The organism is Micromonospora deserti (assembly GCF_003236335.1).
Lineage (GTDB): Bacteria > Actinomycetota > Actinomycetes > Mycobacteriales > Micromonosporaceae > Micromonospora > Micromonospora deserti.
The window spans coordinates 1-14,505 of sequence record NZ_POUB01000153.1; the positions used below are offsets into that span (position 1 = coordinate 1).

Here is a 14,505-nt window from a genome sequence, read left to right on the forward strand (position 1 = left end):
GGCGGGGGCGACAGCGCGGCCACCACCCGACGCACCACGACGAGGGCGACCACGCCGGCGACCAGGATCAGCGGCGACACCCGCAGCCCGACCAGACGCAGGCCGGCGACCAGCACGACCACCACCGCCGCCACGCCGGCCAGGGTGCGCAGCAGCCGCCCGAGCCGGCCGCCCCGGGTCCGCCCGTCGCGCCGGGGCCGTTCCTCCTCGAAGCTCAGCAGGTCGTCGATGCTCGTGCTGCTCACGCCGCCACCTCACCACGTGCGGGCCCGGTACGCCCGGCCGGCGCGCTCACGACGGCACCCCGGCGTCCCCGCCGACCACGGCGGTCAGCTCGCCGCGCAGCCGGCGCAGCGCCGCCCGGGCCTGGTCGCGGGTGCGTTCGTCCACCGGGCGGGTGGCGTACCGGGCCTCGCGGTAGACGTGGGCGAACTCGGCCAGCACGTCGGCGCTGGCGATCGCCGGCACGCCGGCCGACGGGTCGCCGCGCAGCAGGCGGGTGACCAGGTCGGTGGGGGTGTCGCCGGTGAGCCGGGGCACGCCGGCGCCGGCCGCGGCCTCCTCCAGGCGCACCCAGCAGGCGATCACCGCGGTACGCGGGTCGGTGTCGGTGTCGTCCAGCTCGACCAGGCCTGCATCGAGGGCAGCCACCACCTCCCGGGCGGTGCCCTCGGCGGTGCGGCGGGCCCGCTGCACCGGCAGGGCCCGGGTGGTGCGGCGCAGCGCGCCCCGGACCAGGGTCCAGGCGAGGTAGCCGAACGCGACGAGCAGTGCCAGCCCGAGCAGCACCATCGCCGCGGTGGCGATCCACTGCGGGATCTGCGCCTGGGTGGCCTCCGCCGCGTCCCGCGGTTCGACCGGGATCGACTCGGCCGGGGCCCCGGGCGGGTACTCCGGGACGTAGGGGATGTTGTCCGCGGCGGGCGGGATCCGGCTGGCCCCGATGGAGGAGTGGGCGGCAGCGAGCGCGGCGGCGGCCAGCAACACGGCCACCGCGGCGACCGGCCACCACCTGCGCAGCACGCTGGCATCCATCGGGGGCTACCTCCGGGCCGCCGGGGCGTACGGCGCGGGCCGGCGCGTTCCGTCCGTCATCGCCACCGCCCCGCAGCCTCAGTCCACCCCGGCCAACTGCTTCGCCCGGGCGAACACGTCGTCCAGCATCCCTGGTGTCAGCCGCCCGGTGAAGGTGTTCTGCTGGCTGACGTGGTAGCAGCCGAGCAGCTCCGGGGCGGCCGTGCCGCCCCAGTGTGCCCCATGGCCGAACGCCGGTCGCGGGCTGGGCGGGCGCAGCCCGTACACCGCACGCAGCACCGGCCACCAGGCGGCCCAGGCGAAGGCACCCAGCGCGACCACGACGCGCAGGGTGGGCCGGACCAGCGCGACCTCGCGGTGCAGCCACGGCGCACAGGTGTCGCGCTCGGCGGGGGTGGGCTTGTTGTCCGGCGGCGCGCAGCGCACGGCGGCGAAGATGCGGGTGCCCGGCAGGGACAGGCCGTCGTCGCGGGCCACGCTGGTCGGCTGGTTGGCCAGCCCGGCGCGGTGCAGCGCCGCGAAGAGGACGTCGCCGGAGCGGTCGCCGGTGAAGATGCGGCCGGTCCGGTTGCCGCCGTGGGCCGCGGGGGCGAGGCCGAGGATGGCGATCCGGGCGTCCGGCGCGCCGAAGCCGGGCACCGGACGGCCCCAGTACTCCTGGTCACGGAACGCCGCCCGGCGGGTCCGGGCGACCTCCTCCCGCCAGTCGACCAACCTGGGGCAGGCGAAGCAGCCGCTGATCGCCGCGTCGAGGTCGGCCAGGTCGGTGGCCCGCGCGGCGCGGGCCACCACGTCGGCGGGGGTACGCGGCTCAGCCAAGCTTGGCCCGGAAGAGTTCGAGGGTGCGGGCCCAGGCGGTGGCGGCGGCGCGCTGGTCGAAGTTCTCCGGCCGGTCCTCGTTGAAGAACGCGTGCGAGGTGCCGGGGTAGTCGTGGGTCTGGCAGGTGCCACCGGCCGCCTCGATGGCCCGGCGGGCCGTCTGCACGCCGTCGGCGGCGGAGGTGCCGTCTTCTTCCGAGCAGTGGATGACCGCGGCCTTTCCGGCGTAGTCGGACCACTCGGGGCGCATCCCATCCCAGGGCAGCCGCGGGTAGAAGGCGGCGGTGGCGACGATCCGCTCGGAGCGGGCGGCCGCCCAGAGGGCCAGGCTGGCACCGGCGCAGAAGCCGGCGCAGCCCACCTTGCCGGTGACCTCGGGACGCCCGGCGAGGTAGTCCGCGGCGCCGGCGATGTCCGCCGCCGCCTCGTCCATCTGCGTGCTGTTCAGCATCTGCCGGGGCTCGCTCGGTTTGCTGGCCGGGCCGCCGTGCCGGAAGTCGGGGGCGAGGGCGACGAAACCCGCCTCGGCGAAGCGGTCCACCACCGCCCGGACGTGGGGTACCAGCCCCCACCAGTCCTGGATGACGATGACCGCGGGGCTGGCCGCACCGCCGGAGGGTATCGCGAGATACCCCTCGCTCGTCCCCCCTTTGCTGCGGAAGCTCACCATTTCGCCCATCGGCCCGTCCTCCTAGCGGTCAGTCATCGTTGGCTGGTCGCCCAGTACGTGCCGGTAGCCTGCCACGCCGCGACGGCGCCGGGAAGACGCCGGAGCAGTGGCATTCACCTCCCGTTCGCCGGCCGGTGATCCCGGATACGTTGACGGCGACGCGGGTGGTCCGCGCCGCCGTCGACGGTGGTGGCCTGCTGGTCAGGCCTTCTTGGTCAGGCAGAGCAGGTAGCCCGTCTTGCCCGGCTCGATGTTGTAGAAGAGGTAGCCGTCCTCCCCCTCCTTGATGTACTGCTCGCACGCCTCTCCGGACTTGGCCTGCGCCTCGGTCTGCCCGTCGACCCGGCCGACCACGTTGTACACCGCATCGGTGGAGGTGCAGTCGACGACCTTGGCGCCGTCGACCTCCTCCTCCTCGGTGCCGGTGATCTCGGGCAGCTCGGCGATGCAGTCACCGGCCTTGGCGTCGGCGGTCTCGTCCTTGTCGAAGAAGTTGCCGATCGCCGTGCCGACGCCGAACTTGAGCCCCGCGACGATCAGGAACGCGACGACCGCGCCCGCGATGCCGAGCGCCTTCTTGCCGCCGGACTTCTTCGCCGGCGGCTCGGCGGGGGACGGCGCCTGGACGGCCGGCTGAGGCTGCGCGGCATCCGCCGCGGGGGGCGGTGCGACCTGCTCTGACACGGGTTTTCCTTCCGAGGGGGGAATGTGCGGTCGACACCGTAACGATCATCGACGCGCCCCGCCGCCCCGTCGGCCTCATCCGTTCAGCTATTTCCCAGCTCGGTACAGGATCCGCCTCACGTGCGGCTCGGCGCGGGCGTGGGGGCGGTCTCCGTCGTCGGGGTCGGGCCCGCGGTCGGGGCCGCCTCCGGCGTCGCGGTCGCGCCCACGGTCGGCTCCGGGCCGGCGGTGGGCGTGCCGGACGGGATGGACAGTGGCGGCAGGCCGGGCGCGGGCGGCGAGGCCGCCGGCGGCCGGGGCGCGAACGGCGCCCGCTCCGGGCAGTACGGGTATGGCCGCAGCAGCGGGTTCCCGGCGCCGTTGAGGTCCTGTTCGGTCAGGCAGTCCGGGTAGCCGAGCCGGATCGGGTCGCCGTTCTGGTCGAACAGTCGGGCGTTCTCCACGAGCCGGCCTTCGCTGTCGTAGACGAACACGTCCTGGACGTGGTCGTACCGGTCGTCGACCGAGATCTGCTGGTAGCCGTAGTCGCCGCCCCAGCGCGCCCGCTCGTCCACGTTGACCAGCCCGACCAGCGCGAACACCACCAGCACGAGGGTGCCGGCGTGCAGCAGCCGACGCTTGGGCCGGGACAGGCCCGGGGTGTGGTGGCCGAGCCAGACGGAGGCGAGCACGCTGCCGGCGAGCAGCACCAGCCCGGCCAGCTCGCTACCGTTCAGGCTGGGCACCAGACCGAACGTGCCGCCGGTGGTGGCCACCGTGACCAGCATGGCGGCGAGGTAGCCGCGCAGCAGCCACCAGGCCGGGCGGAGCAGCCGCAGGAACTCGGTCACCCGCGGATACCCGAGGGGTGGGCCGAGCTGGACGTCCCACCGGTCCAGCCGCTCGCGGAGCTTGGCCGTGGCGGCACCGAACCGCCGGTCGAGGCCACGGCCCCGGCTGCCGGCGCCGACGCCCGCGGCGGCCCGCAGTTCGGCCGCGTACGCCTCGGGCTCGCCGAGCCGCTCGACCAGCGATCCGTCGGCCTCCGCGGCCACCTCGGCGAGGTGCTCCGGCAGGTCCTCGGTCAACTCGTCGCGTACCGCCGGCGGCAGGTCGGCCAGCGCGGCCTGGACCCGGGCGACGTAGTCGGTGATCTCCTGCTCCGTGACGGTCATGCCGCCATCCCCCGATCGTCGAGCAGTGCATTCATGGTGGTGGCGAACGAGCACCAGAGCTTGCCGGAGCGGGTGAGCTGGTCCCGGCCGGCGGTGTTGAGCGAGTAGTACTTGCGGTGCGGCCCCGACTCGCTGGGCACGACGTAGGTGGTGAGCAGGCCGGCGGCGAAGAGCCGACGTAGCGTGCCGTAGACCGAGGCGTCGCCGACCTCCTCCAGCCCGGCCTCGCGCAGCCGGCGCAGGATGTCGTACCCGTAGCCGTCCTCCTCCCGGAGCACGGCTAGCACCGCCAGGTCCAGCACGCCCTTCAGCAGCTGGGTGGTGTCCACGCACTGCACACTACTCTGTTGTGCGTAATACCGTCAACGAACCCCTCCGCGGGTCAGGCCCAGGCCCCCTCCGCCCCACCACGGCCATCGGCGCCGGGCACCCAACGGGCCGAAGTTCAGACGGTGGCGGGCGGATCGCCGTGCCGACTGCCCCGACTGTGCGGGCAGCTCGACAGCGTGCGGCGCGACCGGAACGGCCGCCACGCCCTTCCCAGCCCTCGACGCCCGGGCCACCTCATCCCGACCGTCTGGTCGCAGTTCGGCAGCAGCGCGCGGACGGCCGGTTCGACCGGACCTGAGCCCTACCGCTGGAGGCTCCAGGCGATGCCGTCGAGGATGTCGTGCTCGGAGGCCACCACGGAGGGCATCCCGGCCCGCTCCATGATCACCCGGAGCACCAGGGCGCCGGCCCCGATCACGTCGGCCCGGCCCGGGTGCATCACCGGGATCGCCAGCCGCCGCTCCCGGGTCTTCGCCAGCAGGTCGGCGGTCACCTCGGCCACCGCGTCGTACGACACCCGGGCGTGGTGGATGCGGCCCGGGTCGTACTCCGTGAGGCCCCCAGCGATGGCGACCACGGTGGTGACCGACCCGGCGAGCCCGACCAGCGTGGCGGCCTCGCGCCCCGGCACCGCCGCCAACGCCCGGTCCACGGCGACCGCGATGTCGGCCTGCGCGGCGGCGATCTCGTCCAGACCGGGCGGATCGCCGTGCAGGTGCCGCTCGGTCATCCGGACACAGCCGATGTCCATCGAGATCGCCGCCTCGACCCCGCCGGTGCGGGTGCCGACCACGAACTCGGTCGAGCCGCCGCCGATGTCCACTACCAGGTACGGCTCCCGCGCGTCGGCGGGCAGCCCGCGCACCGCCCCGGTGAAGGAGAGCCGCGCCTCCTCGTCGCCGGTCACCACCTCGGGGTCGACCCCGAGGGTCTGCCGCACCATGGCCCGGAAGTCGGCGGCGTTCTCCGCGTCGCGGCTGGCCGAGGTGGCGCACATCCGCACCCGCTCGGCGCCGAACTTCTCGACTTCGGCGGCGTACGCCGCCAACGCGACCCGGGTGCGCTCGATCGCCTCGGGGGCCAGCCGGCCGGTCTTGTCCACGCCCTGGCCGAGCCGGACGATCTCCATCCGCCGGCTGAGGTCGACCAGCGGCGCGGCCGGTCCGGCGGACGGATCGGGCAGGTCGGCGATGAGGAGGCGGATCGAGTTGGTGCCACAGTCGATGGCCGCCACGCGTGTCGTCACGCCCGCAACCCTACGGCTCGGCAGCCGGGATCTGGCACTGGCTCAGCAGGTGCAGGCCGAGCGGGGTCAACCGGTGCCGCACCGCCCCGCCGACGCGGTGGCTGCCCACCAGACCGGCGGCGCGCAGGGCCGCGGCGTGCTCGGAGGCGGAGGCGAGGCTGATGCCGGCGGCGCGGGCGAGGGCGGTGGTGGTGTGCGGGCCCGGCTCGGCGAGCCGGCGCAGCACCTCCGCCCGGGTGCGCCCGAGCAGGCGGCCGAGCGGGTCCCGGCCCGGCGCGGCGGCAGCGGGCAGCACCACCGCCGCGGGATACGTCACCAGCACCGGACGGCCCGGCTCCACCAGCACCCGGGGGCGGGTTCCGGCGAGGGCGGCGGGCACCAGGAGCAGCCCGTGCCCGGTGCCGGGCAGGTCCCTGCTCCACCACGTGTCGACCTCCAGCACCGGCGGGCGCCAGCGGATCGCCGGATGCAGGCCGCCGAGCAGGCCGTCCAGGCCGGACCGCGCGTACCGCTGCGCGGCGGTGGCGACGTGGTGCCGGTGGGCGAGCGTCAGCTCCGCCCAGTGCGGCGCGAGCACCCCCTCGAAGTAGCCGCGGGTGGCCCGGGCGAGCAGGTCGAACACCTCCGGGTCGGCCGCCGCGAAGCGGCGCCGCAGCGGCGTCGCCGGCAGGTCGGCGTACGCGCCGGCCACCTCGGACCGGATCCGCCGCGCCGGGGTGTCCCGGATCGCGTCAAGGCCGGCGGTCAGCGAGTCCAGACCGTCGAACGGGGTCAGGAAATCCGGCAGCCGGCCCCGGGGCGGCAGCAGGTGCCGCAGCGCGGCGGTGGCGGCCCGGACCGCGCCGGCCCGGGTGACCTCGGCGGCCCGGTCGGCCAGCGCCGGGGCCGCCGCCGCCGCGGCGTAGCCCCGCAGCGCCTGACTGGCCAGCAGCGTCATGCCGACGGGGTGCGGGCGCTCGGCGATACACACCCGGCTCAGGTCGGCCGGTCGCAGCCGCAGGCGAAGCATACGAGCAGCCTGCCCGCCTTCGGCGTACACGGAAAGGGTTGACCCGGCGGCGACCCCGGTCACAGGGTGGGCGCAACCGGCACGAGGGGACGCGGGATGCGGCGGGCGACGGCACTGTGGACGGCGGCGGTTCTGGCACTCGGTGCCCCGGCGTGCAACGGGGGTGAGCCGTCGCCCGCACCGTCCCCGTCGGCCTCCGCCCCGACCGAGCGGCCGGCGCCCGGCGACCACCGGCTGACCCTGCGGCACGGCGGGGCGGACCGCAGCTACCTGCTGCACGCCCCGCCCGGCTACGACCCGGCCAGGCCCACCGCGCTGGTCATCGCCCTGCACTTCTACCCGGGCGACGGCGCCGGGATGCGCGAGATGGTGGGCCTGGACGCGCGGGCCGACCGGGAGAACTTCCTGGTCGCCTACCCGGACGGCCGGGGCGGCGGGTTCAACGCGCTGATCTGCTGCGGCGACGCCGACGACGTCGGCTTCCTCGACACGCTCGCCGACCACCTCGTACGCACCTGGCGGGCGGACCCCGACCGGGTCTACCTGGTTGGCATCTCCAACGGCGGGGATATGAGCTTCCGGGCCGCCGTGGAGACCGAGGGCCGCTTCGCGGCGATCGGCGTGGTCAGCGGCGGCTACATCGGCCCGCGGACCACGGCCGCCGACTACGTGCCGAAGCGGCCGGTCTCGGTGATCACCTTCATCGGCGGGCAGGACCGCTACGCCGACACCTTCACCGCCGGCATACGGACCTGGCAGCAGCGGCTGGCCTGCCGGGGCGGGCCGGCCCGCCCGGTGCCCGGCACGCCCCGGATCACCCGCGCCGAGGCGCGCTGCGCCGACGGCAGTGACGTCACCGTCTACACCCTGCCCGACATGGGCCACTCCTGGCCGGGCGCGACGGCCGGCCAACTCGCCGCGCCGGAGGCGGGCGTGACCGCCACCGACCTGATCCTGGACTTCTTCGCCACCCATCCGCGACGGCACTGCGGGGCGGGCGGCCGGCCGCCGGGAACGGAAGGCAGCCGGGCGGCGGGGCCCCAGCACCGCCGGCCGTCAGAGGCGCAGCAGCATCCGGGTGTTGCCGAGGGTGTTCGGCTTCACCCGCTCCAGGTCCAGGAACTCGGCGACGCCCTCGTCGTACGAGCGGAGCAGCTGCTCGTAGACCGGCTGCGGCACCGGCGCGCCGTCGATCTCGGTGAAGCCGAACGAGCCGAAGAACCGGGTCTCGAAGGTGAGCACGAAGATCCGGGAGACGCCCAGCTCCCGGGCGGAGTCGATCAGCTCGCCGACGATCCGGTGGCCGAGCTTGCGGCCGCGGCAGGCCGGGTCGACCGCGACCGTCCGGATCTCGGCCAGGTCCTCCCACATCACGTGCAGCGCGCCGCAGCCGACCACGGCGTCGTCGGCGGCGCGTACCGCGACCCGGAACTCCTGCACGTCCTCGTAGAGGGTGACGGTGGCCTTGCTGAGCAGCCGCCGGTCGTCGGTGTAGGTGTCGACCAGGCGGCGGATGCCGCGCACGTCGGAGGTGCGGGCACGGCGCACCACGATCTCGTCGGTCACGGCACGCTCACTGGGCCGCCGGCACGTCCACGCACGGCCCGGCGGCCCACCACTTCTCCACCAGCGCGAGGGTCTCGTCACCGAACGGGTTGACCCCCGGCCCGGCGCCGAGCGCGTGCCCGAGGTGCACGTGCAGGCACTTCACCCGGCCGGGCATCCCGCCGGCGGAGACACCGTCGATCTCCGGCACGTGGCCGATCGCCTCCCGGCGGGCCAGGTAGTCCTCGTGCGCGGCGCGGTAGCGGGCGGCCAGCTCGGGGTCGGTGGCGAGCCGGTCGGCCATCTCCTTCATCAGCCCGGCCGACTCCAGCCGGCTGCACGCCGCGGTCGCCCGCGGGCAGGTCAGGTAGAACAGCGTCGGAAAGGGCGTGCCGTCGGTCAGCCGGGGGGTCGTCTCCACCACGTCGGGCAGGCCGCAGGGGCAGCGGTGGGCCACCGCCCGGGTGCCCCGGGGCGGGCGCCCGAGCTGCGCGGCCACCGCGGCCAGGTCGGCCTCGGTGGCCGGCTCACGCTTCGGCGGGGGAACGTCCTCCGCCGCCGGCTCCTGGGGTGGTACGACAGTCACGGTGCCCATCTCTCGTCGGGTACTCAGGTGGTGCTCACTTGTCGGGCTGATCACCGTTGGCGGCCTGCACACTCGACCAGAGGGTGTCGTACCAGGGGTCGGGCTCGGCCGGCTGCGCGGGATTGGCCGGCTTGCCGGCGTCCCGGGCGGCGCCCTCCGGGTCGGAGAGCACCACCAGCAGCGTCTCGCCGGGGCGGCCCATGAAGAACCGCTCCCGGGCCTTGGTCTCGATGTACGCCTTGTCCTGCCACTTGGCCGCCTGGGCGGAGAGGTCCTCGATCACCTTCCGCTGGGCCGCCTGGGCGGCCTCCATCCGCTCGATGTCGGCCTGCTGGTCGAGGTAGACCCGCACCGGGTAGGTGTACGCCAGGGCGAGCGCGATCAGCACCGCGAAGAGCACCGTGGCCCGCCCGGTGAAGCCCCGGGAGCGGGGTGCGGAGAGCCGCTTGACGGTGCCGCCGGCCGCCGTCCGCCGGGCCGCGGCGGGCCGGTTCGCGGCGCGTACGCCCTCGGCACCCCGGGCCGCGCCGGGCGCGCGACCGGCGGTGGCCCGCGGCTCGGCGCGCACGCCGCCCTCGCGGACCGACGCCCGGGCGCCCCGGGCCCCGCCCGGCCGGCCGGTCTGACCCGGCCGGCGGGCGGGACGCTGACCACCCGGTGTGCGGCGCTGCTGCATCGTCACACCCCTCCCGAGGCTTCGCGTCTCAGGCGGAACGGTAGCGCGGGAACGCGCCCGCCCCGGCGTACCGCGCCGCGTCGGCCAGCTCCTCCTCGATCCGCAGCAGCTGGTTGTACTTGGCGACCCGGTCGGAGCGGGCCGGCGCGCCGGTCTTGATCTGGCCGCAGCCGGTGGCCACCGCCAGGTCGGCGATGGTGGTGTCCTCGGTCTCGCCGGAGCGGTGGCTCATCATGCACGTGAAGCCGGCCCGGTGGGCCAGGTCCACCGCGTCGAGGGTCTCGGTGAGCGAGCCGATCTGGTTGACCTTCACCAGTACCGCGTTGGCGGCGTTCTCGGCGATGCCGCGGGCGATCCGCTGCGGGTTGGTGACGAACAGGTCGTCGCCGACGATCTGGATCCGGTCGCCGACGGCGGCGGTCAGCGTCTGCCAGCCCGACCAGTCGTCCTCCGACAGCGGGTCCTCGATCGACACGATCGGGTAGTCGCCGACGAGCTTGGTGTAGTAGTTGCTCATCTCCTCGGCGCTCTTCGCGGCTCCCTCGAAGGTGTAGGTGCCGTTCTCGCAGAACTCGGTGGCGGCCACGTCGAGGGCGAAGACGATGTCCGTGCCGAGCCGGTAGCCGGCCTTCTCCACCGCCTCGGCGATCAGGTCCAGCGCGGCCGCGTTGGTGGGCAGGTTCGGCGCGAAGCCGCCCTCGTCGCCGAGGCCGGTGGACAGGTCCTTCTTCTTCAGCACCGACTTCAGCGCGTGGTAGACCTCCGTGCCGGAGCGCAGCGCCTCGCGGAAGCTGGGCGCGCCGATCGGCGCGATCATGAACTCCTGGATGTCGACGTTGGAGTCCGCGTGCGCGCCGCCGTTGAGGATGTTCATCATCGGCACCGGCAGCAGGTGCGCGTTCGGGCCGCCCAGGTAGCGGAACAGGCTCAGCTCCGCGCTGCCGGCGGCCGCCTTCGCCACCGCCAGCGAGACGCCCAGGATCGCGTTCGCGCCCAGCTCGGCCTTGTTGTCGGTGCCGTCGAGGTCGAGCATCTTCTGGTCGATCAGCCGCTGCTCGCTGGCCTCGTAGCCGATCAGCTCGTCGACGATCTTGTCCTCGATGTTCGCGACCGCCTTCTCGACGCCCTTGCCCTGGTAGCGGTCGGCGTCACCGTCGCGCAGCTCGATCGCCTCGAAGGCGCCGGTGGAGGCGCCGGAGGGCACCGCCGCGCGGGCGATCGTGCCGTCGTCCAGGCCGACCTCGACCTCGACGGTGGGGTTGCCCCGCGAGTCGAGAATCTCTCGGGCGACGATTCCCTCGATGGTTGCCACTGAGTCGCTCCTCGTTTGTGTGTTCCGGTCCGGTATGGGCCGCGACGGTGCGGCTGAGGCACGTGTTGAACGCAGCGTATCGGGCCCCGCCCGGGCGCACCTCGTGGGCCGGCGCACCCGGGCCGACCGCGCATGACGGACATTCCCGGATTCTCTGGCGTCAACCGGCAACGGGTTTGCGCACGGTTGACGTGATCGGCCAGGCTGGTCGCCATGCCCGCCGCCTCGACCACCCTCCGCATGCTCGCCGTGTCGGTCATCGCGTCGCTCACGGTCACCGGTTGTCAGACCCTCGACGACGCCGGCCGGGCCATCGGGCGGGCCGACCTGGTCAACGACCTCGCCGCCCGGATGGACCGGGCGCTCACCGAGACGTGGTCCGCGCAGTACCAGCTCTCCGGCGGCCGGACAGCCACCATCGCGCAGACGCAGCGGCCGCTGCGCTCCGCGTACACCTGGCCGGACGGCAAGATCGTGGTGACCCAGGAGGCGGTCACCCGGTGCGAGACCGGCAACGGGCGGACGGCCTGCACCGTGCTGCCGCCGGTGCCGACCGCCGGCAAACCGTCGGTACCGCTGTACTCGGAGGCCGAGAAGCAGGGCCTGGTCACCCCGCCGGCGGTGATCGGGCTACTGACCGCCGCGGCCCTCGACCCGGAGGCGGTCGTCACCCAGAGCGACACGACGGTGAGCGGCCACCACGCCACCTGTGTGGACGTACGCCGGTCGGCCGGCGACTTCACCGCCTGCGTCACCACGGAGGGCCTGCTGGGCAGTTTCACCGGCACGCTCGGCGGCACGCCGACGGAGATGGCGCTGACCCGCTACACCGAGACCGTCGACCCCGCCGCGTTCGACCTCCCGCCCGGCGCCGGCGTGGACGACCGACGGGTGCCCTCCTCGTGACCGACCGGGCCGCCCCGGCCGGCCACCCCGACACCGCCCCGGTCCGCTCCCGTGGCGGGTTCCTGCCCGGGGCGGACCGGGGCGCCGGTCCCACGCCGGCCGACCTGGCCCTGCCGGTGGCCGGCCGTAACCTGCTGACCGGCACCGACGGGCGCCTCCACCGGGTCGGCGACCTGCCCGCCGGCCTCGACTGGGTGCCGCTCGGCACCCTCGACGGGGTACCCGCGTGGGCCGCCGACACGGCCGCCGACGACGGACTGCCGGGCCGGTGGCAGGGCTGGCGGTCGCTGGCCGCCGAGGCACCGGAGCCGCTCGCCACGCTCGCCGGCCGGGCGCTGGCCGTGCTCACCTGGCGGCGTACCCACCGCTGGTGCGGCGCCTGCCGGGGCGAACTGGCCGACGTGCCGGGCGAGTCGGCCCGGCGCTGTCCCGGCTGCGAGCTGTACGTGCCGATGCAGCTCTCCGCCGCCGTGCTGGTGGCCCTCACCCGGCCCGGCCCCGCCGGCGGTGCCGACGAGCTGCTGCTGGTCCGGCACGCGTACGGCCCGACGGAGTTGTGGGCGCTGGTCGCCGGCTTCGTCGAGGCTGGCGAGACGCTGGAGGCGACCGCCCACCGGGAGGTCGGCGAGGAGGTTGGGCTGCGGCTGGACCGGCTGGCCTACTTCGGCAGCCAGCCGTGGGCGATGTCCGGCCCGGGTACCCTGCTGGCCGGCTTCACCGCCCGCGCCGCCGACCCGGCCGCCGAGCCCGTGATCGACGAACGGGAGCTGACCGAGGCGCGCTGGTTCCCGCTGGACGCGCTGCCCGCGGAGCTGCCGCCGGCGTACTCCATCTCGCGCTGGCTGATCGACGCGACGGTGGCCGCCGCACGGCGCTGACCCGTACGGCCCGCCGGTCAGACGCCGAGCAGGGTACGCAGGTGGCGCGGCGACGGGCAGTCGTGCGCCAGCATCGCGTCGTGCCACTGGCGCCGCGACACCCCGTCCGGGCGCGCCCGGGCGATGTCGGCCATCTCGCTGTAACCGACGAAGTAGGTGGACAGCTGCGTCGAGGTGAGCAGCGCCCGGCGCCACTTGCCGGCGGCCTCGCCCTCCTCCTGGAAGCCCCGCCCGGTCATCAGCGCCATCGCCTCGGCCTCGGGCATCCCCTCGCAGTGCACGAGCTGGTCGAGCAGCGCGTTGATGGTCATCCGCAGCTGCATCTTGAGCTGCTGCAACCGCACCGGCAGGCCGCCGAAGCCGAGGCCGACCATCAGCTCCTCGGCGTAGACCGCCCAGCCCTCGATGAACACCCCGGACTCGGTCAGCGGCCGGACCCGGGTCGGGCCGGCGTGCCGGCGGGCGTGGGCGAGCTGGAGGAAGTGGCCGGGCATCGCCTCATGCACGGTCAGGTTGCGGATCATGTGGTCGTTGTACTCGCGGTAGAACGACTCGACCCGGTGCGCCGGCCAGTCCGCCGGGGTGGGCGCGATGCAGTAGAACGTCGGCACGTCGGCCGTCTCCAGCGGCCCCGGCGAGTCGCAGTAGGCGACCGCCACACCCCGGGCGAACTCCGGCATCTCCTGGATCACGCACGGGTCGTCGACCAGGGTGACCAGGTCGTGCGCGCGGACGAAGTCGGTCGCCTCGTCCAGGGTGACCGAGGCGAGGTCCACGATGGTGGCGTCGTCGGGGTGCTCGGCGGCGAGCAGGTCCAGCGCCCGGCGTACCGTCTCGTCGTCGGCCGGGCCGCCGACCAGCTCGACGGCCGCCGCGCGGATCTCCTCGGTGACCCGGTCCAGGTTGGCCCACGCCCGGCGCTGCACCTCGGCGGCGCTCAGCTCGGTGTCCAGGGTGTGCCACAGCCGCGCCTCCCAGCGGCGGCGGCCGAGCCGCGGGTCACGGCCGGGGCCCGCGTCGGCGGCGAGGCCGACGCGCAGCCAGGCGACGAACTCCTCCAGCGCCGCGATCGCCGCCGTGGCGGCCGGCCCGACTCGGTCGTGCAGCGCGGGCGCCTGCGCCAGCAGCGCCGGCACCTCGTCGCGGATCAGCGCGGCCGTGCCGGTGAACTGCCCGACCGCCGTCTCCGCGTGGATCCGCGGCATGTCGCGCAGCGTCGCGCGGGCGGTGGCCAGCGCGTCCGGTACGGACGCGAGCCGGCCGGCGAAGCTCTCCGCCCGCACCTCGACCGGGGCGTACGGGCGGGCGACCAGGGCGTGCAGCAGTGGGCCCGGATTGTGCCGCAGCGGATCCCACTCGTGGGCGCGGATCTCGTCGGACTCGAACAGCGCCCGATCCACGAATGACGTGAGCAGCGCGTGGTCGACCCGCTCGTCGGCGTCGAGGGACTCCGGGTCGAGTTCGGCGAGGGCGTCCGCGGCGTCGGTGAGCATCGACCGGTCGGCGGCCACCGCGTCGGTGGAGAGGTCCGGCAGCCGGTCGTCGTACCGGTGGTCCCCGGCCGACGTGGCCAGCCCCGGCCGGCTCTCCAGCAACGCCTCGACGATCCGCTCCGCGAGCGCCCCGAACTCCTGCACCCCGGAACCCTACCGCCC

Annotated in this window: 16 protein-coding genes and 1 pseudogene; 2 read left to right on the plus strand and 15 right to left on the minus strand. The window is 74.9% G+C overall.

Translation table 11 applies throughout. The annotated features are described in order from the left end of the window. The 14 genes and pseudogenes from C1I99_RS20185 to eno all read right to left on the minus strand — a co-directional run. Nucleotides 1-245, minus strand: a pseudogene (locus C1I99_RS20185) (hypothetical protein); the annotation flags it as partial. A 46-nt stretch (nucleotides 246-291) separates the two neighbouring features. Further along, complete coding sequence (locus C1I99_RS20190; protein ID WP_111135783.1) at nucleotides 292-1,035, minus strand: DUF4129 domain-containing protein; 744 nt, start codon at nucleotides 1,033-1,035, stop codon at nucleotides 292-294. 78 nt (nucleotides 1,036-1,113) lie between these two features. Further along, nucleotides 1,114-1,854 carry a uracil-DNA glycosylase gene (locus C1I99_RS20195; RefSeq protein WP_438941432.1) on the minus strand — a complete coding sequence of 247 codons (741 nt, stop codon included), beginning with the start codon at nucleotides 1,852-1,854 and terminating at the stop codon, nucleotides 1,114-1,116. Then, complete coding sequence (locus C1I99_RS20200) at nucleotides 1,847-2,533, minus strand: dienelactone hydrolase family protein (protein WP_111135785.1); 687 nt, start codon at nucleotides 2,531-2,533, stop codon at nucleotides 1,847-1,849. The genes C1I99_RS20195 and C1I99_RS20200 overlap by 8 nt, the downstream gene beginning before the upstream one ends. Before the next feature lie 192 nt (nucleotides 2,534-2,725). Further along, nucleotides 2,726-3,208, minus strand: coding sequence for an LppU/SCO3897 family protein (locus C1I99_RS20205; RefSeq protein WP_111135786.1), 483 nt, complete (start codon nucleotides 3,206-3,208; stop codon nucleotides 2,726-2,728). Between the two features lie 116 nt (nucleotides 3,209-3,324). After that, the gene (locus tag C1I99_RS20210; RefSeq protein ID WP_111135787.1) at nucleotides 3,325-4,362 is read right to left on the minus strand and encodes an HAAS signaling domain-containing protein; all 1,038 of its coding nucleotides are present in this window, start codon (nucleotides 4,360-4,362) and stop codon (nucleotides 3,325-3,327) included. Next, entirely contained in the window at nucleotides 4,359-4,691 is a 333-nt protein-coding gene (locus C1I99_RS20215; protein ID WP_111135788.1) for a PadR family transcriptional regulator, read from the minus strand. The genes C1I99_RS20210 and C1I99_RS20215 overlap by 4 nt, the downstream gene beginning before the upstream one ends. A gap of 302 nt (nucleotides 4,692-4,993) precedes the next feature. Next, on the minus strand, nucleotides 4,994-5,926 hold the full coding sequence (locus C1I99_RS20220; RefSeq protein ID WP_199562300.1) for a Ppx/GppA phosphatase family protein: 933 nt from the start codon (nucleotides 5,924-5,926) through the stop codon (nucleotides 4,994-4,996). 22 nt (nucleotides 5,927-5,948) lie between these two features. Then, on the minus strand, nucleotides 5,949-6,947 hold the full coding sequence (locus C1I99_RS20225; protein WP_111135790.1) for an ArsR/SmtB family transcription factor: 999 nt from the start codon (nucleotides 6,945-6,947) through the stop codon (nucleotides 5,949-5,951). 719 nt (nucleotides 6,948-7,666) lie between these two features. Next, on the minus strand, nucleotides 7,667-7,804 hold the full coding sequence (locus C1I99_RS34100) for a hypothetical protein (protein ID WP_233512603.1): 138 nt from the start codon (nucleotides 7,802-7,804) through the stop codon (nucleotides 7,667-7,669). A 199-nt stretch (nucleotides 7,805-8,003) separates the two neighbouring features. After that, a complete protein-coding gene (locus C1I99_RS20235) occupies nucleotides 8,004-8,513 on the minus strand; it encodes an amino-acid N-acetyltransferase (protein WP_111135791.1) in 510 nt (169 codons plus the stop codon). Between the two features lie 7 nt (nucleotides 8,514-8,520). After that, nucleotides 8,521-9,078: a DUF501 domain-containing protein gene (locus C1I99_RS20240; RefSeq protein WP_111135797.1), complete on the minus strand. Its 558-nt coding sequence runs from the start codon at nucleotides 9,076-9,078 to the stop codon at nucleotides 8,521-8,523. Nucleotides 9,079-9,112: 34 nt separating this feature from the next. Next, entirely contained in the window at nucleotides 9,113-9,754 is a 642-nt protein-coding gene (locus tag C1I99_RS20245) for an FtsB family cell division protein (protein WP_111135792.1), read from the minus strand. Between the two features lie 28 nt (nucleotides 9,755-9,782). Next, entirely contained in the window at nucleotides 9,783-11,066 is a 1,284-nt protein-coding gene (gene eno / locus C1I99_RS20250) for a phosphopyruvate hydratase (protein WP_111135793.1), read from the minus strand. Between the two features lie 213 nt (nucleotides 11,067-11,279). On the opposite strand from eno, the gene C1I99_RS20255 reads away from it, so the two are divergent. Both C1I99_RS20255 and nudC read left to right on the plus strand, forming a co-directional pair. Continuing rightward, nucleotides 11,280-11,972 (plus strand): hypothetical protein, encoded by a 693-nt coding sequence (locus tag C1I99_RS20255; protein WP_111135794.1) that lies wholly within the window; start codon nucleotides 11,280-11,282, stop codon nucleotides 11,970-11,972. Further along, nucleotides 11,969-12,850, plus strand: a complete 882-nt coding sequence (nudC, locus tag C1I99_RS20260) for an NAD(+) diphosphatase (protein WP_111135795.1) — start codon at nucleotides 11,969-11,971, stop codon at nucleotides 12,848-12,850. Before C1I99_RS20255 ends, nudC begins: the two co-directional genes overlap by 4 nt. A 17-nt stretch (nucleotides 12,851-12,867) precedes the next feature. Here the strand turns inward: nudC and C1I99_RS20265 are convergent, their stop codons facing one another. Next, complete coding sequence (locus tag C1I99_RS20265) at nucleotides 12,868-14,487, minus strand: DUF885 domain-containing protein (protein WP_111135796.1); 1,620 nt, start codon at nucleotides 14,485-14,487, stop codon at nucleotides 12,868-12,870. Nucleotides 14,488-14,505: the final 18 nt, after the last annotated feature.

What these genes read in the sequence shown, in the direction of transcription:
- C1I99_RS20190 (WP_111135783.1), bottom strand. Translation starts at nt 1,035, where the DNA reads ATGGATGCCAGCGTGCTGCGCAGGTGGTGGCCGGTCGCCGCGGTGGCC.
- C1I99_RS20200 (WP_111135785.1), bottom strand. Translation starts at nt 2,533, where the DNA reads ATGGGCGAAATGGTGAGCTTCCGCAGCAAAGGGGGGACGAGCGAGGGG.
- C1I99_RS20210 (WP_111135787.1), bottom strand. Translation starts at nt 4,362, where the DNA reads ATGACCGTCACGGAGCAGGAGATCACCGACTACGTCGCCCGGGTCCAG.
- C1I99_RS20225 (WP_111135790.1), bottom strand. Translation starts at nt 6,947, where the DNA reads ATGCTTCGCCTGCGGCTGCGACCGGCCGACCTGAGCCGGGTGTGTATC.
- C1I99_RS20245 (WP_111135792.1), bottom strand. Translation starts at nt 9,754, where the DNA reads ATGCAGCAGCGCCGCACACCGGGTGGTCAGCGTCCCGCCCGCCGGCCG.
- C1I99_RS20255 (WP_111135794.1), top strand. Translation starts at nt 11,280, where the DNA reads ATGCCCGCCGCCTCGACCACCCTCCGCATGCTCGCCGTGTCGGTCATC.